This window comes from Stenotrophomonas sp. SMYL86, assembly GCF_036320025.1.
GTDB lineage: Bacteria > Pseudomonadota > Gammaproteobacteria > Xanthomonadales > Xanthomonadaceae > Stenotrophomonas > Stenotrophomonas maltophilia_A.
This window is the reverse complement of the sequence record NZ_JAWIRU010000004.1, coordinates 23,363-30,475: the sequence shown is the minus strand read 5'-3', so window position 1 is coordinate 30,475 and position 7,113 is coordinate 23,363. Positions and strand designations below refer to the sequence as shown.

Here is a 7,113-nt window from a genome sequence, read left to right as displayed (position 1 = left end):
TGTTGGGGCCCCCCCCACCCTCCCCCACCGCCCCACCCTCAATCACCACCCCCCCCCCCCCCCCCCCCGACTCTACAGCGCAGGTGTCACCGCGCTGCCAGCCACCCGATCACGCCTTCCGCAGCACGCAGGCCACTGGCGTAGCACGCGGTCAGCAGGTAGCCACCTGTCGGTGCCTCCCAGTCCAGCATCTCGCCGGCACAGAACACGCCGGGCACTGCCCGCAGCATCAGGCCATCGTCCAGCGCATCCAGGCGCACGCCACCGGCGGTGCTGATCACCTCGGCCATCGGCCGGGGGCGCAGCAGGCGCAGGGGCAGGCGCTTGAGCGTAGCTGCCACGGCAGGCAGGTCGTTGCCCGCTTCCTTGCCCAGCATCTCGAACACCAGTGCGGCTTTCACTGCATCCAGGCCGGCCTGGCGGCGCAGGTGCTCGCCGAAACTGCGACCCTTGCGCGGGCGTGACAGGTCGGCCAGCAGGCGTGCTTCATCGCGGCCCGGTACCAGGTCCAGCCACAGCATCGCGTGGCCATCGCGGTTGATGGTCTCGCGCAGGTCTGCGGCCAATGCGTAGATCAGGCTGCCTTCGATGCCGTACTCGCTGGCCACGCACTCGCCCTGCAGCGACTGCGGTTGTCCCGCCAGGTCCAGCCAGTGCGCGACCACCGGCTTCAACGGTGCGCCGGCATTGCGCTCGGCGAAGAACGGCGTCCAGTCCACGTCGAAACCGCAGTTGGCCGACTGCAGCGGTGCGATGTCCACGCCACGTGCCTGCAGTGGCGAGACCCAGGCGCCGTCGCTGCCCAGCTGCGGCCAGCTGCCGCCGCCCATGGCCAGCACGGTAGCATCGGCATGCACTTCAACGGCGCCGTCTTCGGTTTCAAATCGCAGGGCGCCGTCGTCGCTCCATCCGATCCAGCGGTGGTTGGCGTGCAGGCGCACACCCTGTTCTTTCAGGCGGCGCACCCAGCCGCGCAGCAGTGGGGCTGCCTTGCGGTCGACCGGGAACACGCGGCCGGAGCTGCCCACATAGGTCTCCACGCCAAAGCCGGCAGCCCAGTCGCGCAGCGCCTGCGCGTCGAAGCCGTCCAGCCAGCGTCCCACGGTAGAGGCCTGCTCGCGGTAGCGGCTGTCGAACAGCGGCCGCGGATCGGAATGGGTGAGGTTGAGCCCGCCCTTGCCGGCGATCAGGAACTTGCGGCCGGGCGAACCCTTGGCCTCGTACAGTTCCACCTGCAGCCCAGCGGCGCGCAGGCGCTCGGCGGCGAACAGGCCGGCCGGGCCGCCGCCGATGACGGCGACCCGTGGAGGCGTTGCGGTATTACGGTTTGACATCGAGCAGCTCGACATCGAACACCAGCGACGAGCCGGCCGGGATCGGGCCAACCCGGCGGTCGCCGTAGCCGTAGTCCGGCGGGATCATCAGCGTGCGCTTGCCGCCGACCTTCATGCCGGCCACGCCCTCATCCCAGCCGCGGATGACCTGGCCGGCGCCGAGCGCAAAGGTGAACGGTTCGCCACGGCTGACCGAGCTGTCGAAGGTCTTGCCGTGCTTGGTTTCGGTGCGGTTGTCGTAGATCCAGCCGGTGTAGTGCACGGTGACCTTGTTGCCGGCAACGGCTTCGGTGCCGGTGCCCGGGACGGTATCGATGCGCTCGAAGGTGGTCAGGGTGCCACCCGGCGGTGGGCCGGACGGTTCGGTCGAGCAGCCAACGGCGGCGAGGGACAGCAGCAGGGGAAGCAGCAGGCGGCGCATCGGGCGTCTCCGGAAGGGCGCAGGGCGAGGGCGGCAAGGGTAGCGCATCGGCGCCGGGTATCATGGGGGCATGGCAAAACTCCTGCTCAATCTGCGCAATGTCGGCGACGACGAATACGCCGATGTCTGCACGCTGCTCGACCAGCACGGCATCGCCTGGTATCGCACCGAACCCAGCCCCTGGGGCATTTCCAACGGCGGCCTGTGGCTGCGCGAGGACGCCGATCATCCGCGTGCAAAGGCGCTGATGGCCGAGTACCAGGCCGAACGCGGGCCGCGCATCCGTGCCGAGCGCGAGCAGGCGTTGCGCGAGGGGACGGCGGAGACCTTCGGCAGCCTGTTCCGGCGCCGGCCGGTATATGTGGTGCTGGTGCTGCTGGCGATGGCCGGTGCGGCGGCGCTGGTGCTGCTGCCGTTCGTGCTGTTGCGGGGATAAGGGGTTTCGGCCGGGTTGCACCCGGCACCCGCCGATGCCAGGGCAACTACAACAGCAACAGCAACAGCAGGCAATCCGTGGTGGGCAGGGCGGGGCGGGCAGGCGGGACACGCCGTAAACCCGTCCATGGGGGCTCGATGGCGCCATCCATGGCGCCAACGGTCCCGCCTGCCCACACCGCCACGCCTCTGACAGATTCCGGGTGCCTGCCGGGGTCGGATCCCTCTGCTGCGCAGAGGGCTCTGACCCCTGAATCTGTCCGTGCGGGCGGGAGGCGCTAAAATGGCGGGATGATCGCCAATACCGCTGCCTACCATTTCGCCGTCATCGACGCCCCCCAGGCCCTGTGCGACCAGCTGCTGGCGCGTGCCGAGGCGGCGGCGCTGCGGGGCACGATCCTGGTGGCGGGCGAGGGGCTGAACCTGTTCCTGGCGGGTGCGCCGGAGGCGGTCGAAAGTTTCTATGCGGCGCTGCATGCCGATGCGCGTTTTGCCGATATGCGGGTCAAGACCAGCCTGAGCGAGCATCAGCCGTTCGCGCGGCTGAAGGCCAAGGTGAAGGACGAGATCATCAGCTTCCGCCGTGATGACGGCCAGCCGCTGGAGTATCCGCGTGCACCGGCGGTCGATCCGGCTACGGTGCAGCGTTGGCTGCGGCAGGGGCATGATGACGCCGGCAAGCCGGTGGTCATGCTCGATACGCGCAATCTGCAGGAAGTGGAGTACGGCACCTTCAAGGATGCGCTGGTGCTGCCCATCCACAAGTTCACCGACCTGCCCGAGGCATTGGCGCCGCACCGCGAAGCGCTGAAGGACAGCACCGTGGTCAGTTTCTGCACCGGCGGCATCCGCTGCGAGAAGGCCGCGCTGTGGATGGTCAACGACGGCATGGACAACGTGCTGCAGCTCGATGGCGGCATCCTCGGCTACTTCGAGGAGGTGGGCGGCGAAGGTTACGAAGGCCGCTGCTTCGTGTTCGACGAGCGCGTGGCGCTGGATGCCGAGCTGAAGCCGATGGTCGACCAGCCGCTGCCGGAGCCGCGCCCCAGCGCGTTCTGACGCTTCCTTGGTAGAGCCGGCCGCTGGCCGGCTGCGAAGCGATCTACCTGTATGCCGGCCAGCGGCCGGCACTACCAATCGCGCTTGGCGCGGATCAGGGCACCCCGGATCGGTCCGGCGGGCCCTGAACCCGTCCCACGGGAATCAGCATCCCGCCACCGTCACTGGCCGCCGCGCCCGGCCGACCCCATGCATGGGGGATCCTGTGACGGAAAACTGCTGATGATCCCGTTGTCGATCCTTGACCTGGCCCCGGTCTGCGAGGGCAGTGACACCACCGCTGCCTTCGCCAACATGCTGGAACTGGCCCAGCACGCCGATGCGCTGGGCTACCGCCGCTACTGGCTGGCCGAACACCACAACATGCCTGGCATCGCCAGCGCGGCCACCGCCGTGCTGATCGGTCACGTGGCGGGTGGCACAAAGCGCATCCGCGTCGGTGCCGGCGGCATCATGCTGCCCAACCATGCGCCGCTGCAGGTGGCCGAGCAGTTCGGCACGCTCGCCTCGCTGTATCCGGACCGCATCGACCTCGGCCTGGGCCGTGCACCGGGCACCGATCAGCCGACCGCGCGTGCACTGCGCCGCTATTTCGACAGCGCCGACCAGTTCCCGCAGGACGTGCGCGAGCTGCTGCATTACTTCGAACCGGTACAGCCCGGGCAGGCGGTGCAGGCGGTTCCGGGTGGTGGCCTGCGGGTGCCGACCTGGATCCTCGGTTCCAGCCTGTTCGGTGCGCGCATGGCCGCGTCGATGGGCCTGCCATACGCGTTCGCCTCGCACTTCGCACCGGACGTGATGGACGAAGCGCTGGCGGTGTACCGCCGCGAATTCCGCCCCTCGGCCACGCTGAAGCAGCCACATGCGATGTTGGCGTTGAACGTTGTCGCCAGCGACAGCGAGGCCGAATCTCGGCGCCTGTTCACCAGCCAGCAGCAGAGCTTCGTGAACCTGCGTCGTGGCCGACCGGGCAAGATTCCGGCACCCATCGACGACATTGAGTCCTTCTGGGAGCCGCACGAAAAAGTGGGCGTGGAGCGGGCACTGGCCTGCACCGTGCTGGGGGATCCGCAGCAGGTGGCGGAAGGCATCGCCGCGTTTGTCGAGCGCCACACGCCGGACGAGCTGATGCTCACCGCCAACCTGTATGACCACCGTGCGCGCCTGCGCTCGTTCGAACTGGCGATGCAGGCCTGGCACGCCCGCCACGCGGGCTGAACAATTGCGTCACGGCCCATTGCGGCCGAACCGCGTCTGATGGGGGCTCATATCGAAGGAGCCCCCACATGGCCGACACCCGCGCCGAACACATTGCCCAACTGGCAGAACTGATCAAGGACGTGGAGGTGGCGATGTTCACCACCACCGGCGTCGACGGCCGCCTCTACAGCCGGCCGCTGGCCACCCAGCAGGTCACCTTCGACGGTGATCTGTGGTTCGTCATCACTGCCGACAGCCCGAAGGTGGCCGAGATTGCGCTCGACCCGCGCGTCAACGTGGCCTATGCCTCGCCATCGAAGAACACCTATGTGTCGGTGGCCGGGCGCGCGCGCGTGGTTGATGATCGCGCGAAGATCGAGGAACTGTGGTCGCCAGCGATGAAGCTGTTCTTCCCGGGCGGCAAGGACGACCCGAACCTGCGCCTGATCCAGGTGCGCGCCGACTCGGCCGAGTACTGGGATGGACCGGGCACGCTGCTGGGCACAGCGCTGAGTTTCGTGCTGTCGGCAGTGCAGGACGAACCGGCGGCGTTGGCCGACAACGGATTCATCGACCTTCGGTGATGGCCGATGTCCGGTATTGGCAGTGCCGGCCGCTGGCCGGCAAACCTGGAAACGTGGCAGCCGGCCAGCGGCGGGCTCTACCGGATTCCGGCTCAGAACCAGCGCTGGAACAGCTCCACCGTATAGCCCACCAGCTGCCCCGAACTGAAACCGAAGAAGGCGATCGCCGCCAGCGCCGCGATCCAGTTGAACAGCATCAGCGCGCCATCGCGTTCCAGCAGTGCCAGCGAGAACAGCAGCAGCTGGAAGCCGAACAGGAAGTTGGTGAAGGGAATCGGCAACGACAGCAGCAGGCCCAGCAACACCAGCAGCAGGCCGCTGAAGGCATGCGCCGGCAGCGGTGTCAGCAGCTGCGGCAGGCGCGGTTTCAGCATCTTGTCCAACCGCCGCAGCGGGCGGTCGATGCGGTCCAGGAAGCGGTGCATGGTGCCGCGCTTGGGCCCGCGGCGGGCGATGAAGCCGGGCAGCCACGGCCGGCGCAGGCAGAACAGCATCTGCAGGCCGATCAGGATCACCAGCGGGCCGCTGACCGCGCCGCCCATGCCCGGGATCGGGATGAACGATGGCAGGATCGCCACGAACAGGAACACGCCGAACGCGCTCTGCTGCAGGTTGCACAGGATCTGGCCGAGCGGCATGTGCTCGGCCGGGTCGCCGGAGGCGAACATCTCCAGCAGGGTGCGGATGCCCTCGTTACGGTAGGCCGGGCGCTCAACGCCCGGACCCTGGCCGGCCTCAGGCGGTGAGCTCATCGGCCTGCTCGTCGGACAGCGTGCGCAGCAGCAGCTTGTCCACCCGCGCACCATCCAGGTCGACCACCTCGAAGCGCCAGCCGGCCCAGTCGAAGTACTCGCCCGCGTGCGGGATGCGGCCGAAGTAGTGGATGCACATGCCGGCCAGCGTGTAGTAATCGCCATCCTCGGCATCGGGCAGATCGTTGCTGCCGATCAGCTCGCGCAGGTCCTCGATCGGCAGCGAGCCGTCCACCAGCAGCGAGCCGTCCTCGCGGGTCACCACCAGCGCATCTTCGTCGGCATTTTCCACTGCCTGCAGGCGGCCGACCACGGCGCCCATCAGGTCGCTGATGGTCACCAGGCCCTGGATCTCGCCGTACTCGTCCACCACCAGCGCCATCGACTGCTGTTCCTCGCGGAAGATCTCCAGCAGCTTCATCGCGTGGGTGGATTCAGACACGTACAGCGGTTCGCGCAGGGTCTGGAACAGCGCGTTGTCGCCGCGCGCCATGCGTGTGGCCAGCGATTTCAGTTCAAGCACGCCGACCACGTCCATGTCGTTGTCGCGCAGCACCGGGTAGCGCGAGAACTCGTGCTCGGCCATGATTTCCAGGTTGCGCTCCAGCCCAGCCTGGGTATCCAGCCAGGCGATGCGGTTGCGCGGGGTCATCAGGCTGTCGGCGGTGCGGTCGCCCAGGCGCATGACGCGGTTCATCATGTCGCGCTCGTGGGCGTCGATCACACCGGCCTCGTGGCTCTCGGCCACCAGCATGCGGATCTCTTCTTCGGTCACCGAGGCGACTTCATCCTTGCCCAGGCCGAACAGGCGCAGCACCAGCTGGGTGGTCTTGGACAGCAGCCAGACGAAGGGCAGGGCCAGCTTGGCCAGCCAGCTCATCGGCATCGCCACCAGGCCGGCAATGGCCTCCGAGCGGGTCAGTGCCAGGCGCTTGGGCACCAGTTCGCCGAAGATCAGCGTGATGAAGGTGATCAGGCTGACCGCCAGCGTGGTACCGACGTTGCCGGCGTAGGCAAAGCCCGGCATCAGGCCCTGGATCCAGCCGGCGAAGGCTTCACCCAGTGCTTCACCACCGAGGTAGCCGGTCAGCACGCCGATCACGGTGATGCCGATCTGCACAGTGGACAGGAAGCTCTCCGGCTTCTCCGACAGCTCCAGCGCCTTGGCGGCACGCTTGGAGGTGGCGGCCATCTGCTTCAGGCGGCTCTTGCGCGAGGTCATGACCGACATCTCGGACATGGCGAAGAAGCCGTTCAGCAGAACAAGCGCGAAGACAATCAGGATCATTTCAAACACGGGCGTCGTCCCCGGTTGGTGGCAGGGAGGG

Annotated in this window: 8 protein-coding genes; 4 read left to right on the top strand and 4 right to left on the bottom strand. The window is 67.8% G+C overall.

Annotated features, from left to right (window positions below; genetic code table 11):
* Nucleotides 1–86: 86 nt before the first annotated feature.
* Nucleotides 87–1,334, bottom strand: coding sequence for a TIGR03862 family flavoprotein (locus tag V3B64_RS06280; protein WP_329913818.1), 1,248 nt, complete (start codon nucleotides 1,332–1,334; stop codon nucleotides 87–89).
* Nucleotides 1,321–1,755 (bottom strand): FKBP-type peptidyl-prolyl cis-trans isomerase, encoded by a 435-nt coding sequence (locus V3B64_RS06275; protein WP_004152813.1) that lies wholly within the window; start codon nucleotides 1,753–1,755, stop codon nucleotides 1,321–1,323. Before V3B64_RS06275 ends, V3B64_RS06280 begins: the two co-directional genes overlap by 14 nt.
* A gap of 70 nt (nucleotides 1,756–1,825) precedes the next feature.
* Between V3B64_RS06275 and V3B64_RS06270 the strand changes: the two genes are divergently transcribed.
* From V3B64_RS06270 to V3B64_RS06255, 4 genes are all read left to right on the top strand, one after another.
* Nucleotides 1,826–2,191, top strand: a complete 366-nt coding sequence (locus V3B64_RS06270) for a DUF6164 family protein (RefSeq protein ID WP_032128940.1) — start codon at nucleotides 1,826–1,828, stop codon at nucleotides 2,189–2,191.
* 290 nt (nucleotides 2,192–2,481) lie between these two features.
* On the top strand, nucleotides 2,482–3,249 hold the full coding sequence (locus V3B64_RS06265) for a sulfurtransferase (RefSeq protein WP_164162935.1): 768 nt from the start codon (nucleotides 2,482–2,484) through the stop codon (nucleotides 3,247–3,249).
* A 222-nt stretch (nucleotides 3,250–3,471) separates the two neighbouring features.
* Nucleotides 3,472–4,467 carry an LLM class flavin-dependent oxidoreductase gene (locus V3B64_RS06260; protein WP_032128942.1) on the top strand — a complete coding sequence of 332 codons (996 nt, stop codon included), beginning with the start codon at nucleotides 3,472–3,474 and terminating at the stop codon, nucleotides 4,465–4,467.
* Nucleotides 4,468–4,535: 68 nt separating this feature from the next.
* Nucleotides 4,536–5,033: a pyridoxamine 5'-phosphate oxidase family protein gene (locus tag V3B64_RS06255; protein WP_049400371.1), complete on the top strand. Its 498-nt coding sequence runs from the start codon at nucleotides 4,536–4,538 to the stop codon at nucleotides 5,031–5,033.
* 92 nt (nucleotides 5,034–5,125) lie between these two features.
* Here the strand turns inward: V3B64_RS06255 and V3B64_RS06250 are convergent, their stop codons facing one another.
* Together V3B64_RS06250 and V3B64_RS06245 are read right to left on the bottom strand one after the other, a co-directional pair.
* Nucleotides 5,126–5,785: an exopolysaccharide biosynthesis protein gene (locus tag V3B64_RS06250; protein ID WP_032128944.1), complete on the bottom strand. Its 660-nt coding sequence runs from the start codon at nucleotides 5,783–5,785 to the stop codon at nucleotides 5,126–5,128.
* Nucleotides 5,769–7,073, bottom strand: a complete 1,305-nt coding sequence (locus V3B64_RS06245; protein WP_049462710.1) for a hemolysin family protein — start codon at nucleotides 7,071–7,073, stop codon at nucleotides 5,769–5,771. Before V3B64_RS06245 ends, V3B64_RS06250 begins: the two co-directional genes overlap by 17 nt.
* Nucleotides 7,074–7,113 lie beyond the last annotated feature (40 nt).

What these genes read in the sequence shown, in the direction of transcription:
- V3B64_RS06270 (WP_032128940.1), top strand. Translation starts at nt 1,826, where the DNA reads ATGGCAAAACTCCTGCTCAATCTGCGCAATGTCGGCGACGACGAATAC.
- V3B64_RS06265 (WP_164162935.1), top strand. Translation starts at nt 2,482, where the DNA reads ATGATCGCCAATACCGCTGCCTACCATTTCGCCGTCATCGACGCCCCC.
- V3B64_RS06255 (WP_049400371.1), top strand. Translation starts at nt 4,536, where the DNA reads ATGGCCGACACCCGCGCCGAACACATTGCCCAACTGGCAGAACTGATC.
- V3B64_RS06245 (WP_049462710.1), bottom strand. Translation starts at nt 7,073, where the DNA reads ATGATCCTGATTGTCTTCGCGCTTGTTCTGCTGAACGGCTTCTTCGCC.
- V3B64_RS06260 (WP_032128942.1), top strand. Translation starts at nt 3,472, where the DNA reads ATGATCCCGTTGTCGATCCTTGACCTGGCCCCGGTCTGCGAGGGCAGT.
- V3B64_RS06250 (WP_032128944.1), bottom strand. Translation starts at nt 5,785, where the DNA reads ATGAGCTCACCGCCTGAGGCCGGCCAGGGTCCGGGCGTTGAGCGCCCG.
- V3B64_RS06280 (WP_329913818.1), bottom strand. Translation starts at nt 1,334, where the DNA reads ATGTCAAACCGTAATACCGCAACGCCTCCACGGGTCGCCGTCATCGGC.
- V3B64_RS06275 (WP_004152813.1), bottom strand. Translation starts at nt 1,755, where the DNA reads ATGCGCCGCCTGCTGCTTCCCCTGCTGCTGTCCCTCGCCGCCGTTGGC.